2 tRNA genes and 2 rRNA genes are annotated in these 579 nt (G+C 47.2%); all 4 read right to left on the reverse strand.

What is annotated here, in order from left to right:
- Positions 1-83, reverse strand: a 23S ribosomal RNA gene (locus tag MN204_RS20315); the annotation flags it as partial.
- A 131-nt stretch (positions 84-214) separates the two neighbouring features.
- A tRNA-Ala gene (locus MN204_RS20320) sits at positions 215-287 on the reverse strand.
- 18 nt (positions 288-305) lie between these two features.
- Positions 306-382: transfer RNA gene (locus MN204_RS20325), tRNA-Ile, on the reverse strand.
- A gap of 108 nt (positions 383-490) precedes the next feature.
- Positions 491-579, reverse strand: a 16S ribosomal RNA gene (locus MN204_RS20330); the annotation flags it as partial.

Raw genomic sequence — 579 nt, forward strand, 5'->3', positions numbered from 1 at the left:
CCCCGAAGCATATCGGTGTTAGTCCCGTCCTTCATCGGCTCCTAGTGCCAAGGCATCCACCGTGCGCCCTTATTCACTTAACTAAGTTACAGTAAATAAGCGTACTAATTATTAGCCTTGCTTTTTAATCTAGCTTCAGCTCCTGTAAAACAGTCGCCTCAGCCTTTTATTTGATGTCGTTGATTACTCTTATTTAGTTTTCAAGGTACAAAAATGGAGCCTAGCGGGATCGAACCGCTGACCTCCTGCGTGCAAGGCAGGCGCTCTCCCAGCTGAGCTAAGGCCCCGTATCATATTTTAATAGATGGTGGGCCTGAGTGGACTCGAACCACCGACCTCACGCTTATCAGGCGTGCGCTCTAACCAGCTGAGCTACAGGCCCATCTATTTTTAAAATCATTATCAAGAGAAATTAATCTCTCAAAACTGAACCAAACAACCAAGTATGTTCATACTATTCCGAAGAATAGCGTTCCGTTATAATCCTTAGAAAGGAGGTGATCCAGCCGCACCTTCCGATACGGCTACCTTGTTACGACTTCACCCCAATCATCAGTCCCACCTTCGGCGGCTGGCTCC

It is taken from the genome of Oceanobacillus saliphilus, assembly GCF_023522835.1.
GTDB classification, from domain to species: domain Bacteria; phylum Bacillota; class Bacilli; order Bacillales; family Amphibacillaceae; genus Oceanobacillus; species Oceanobacillus saliphilus.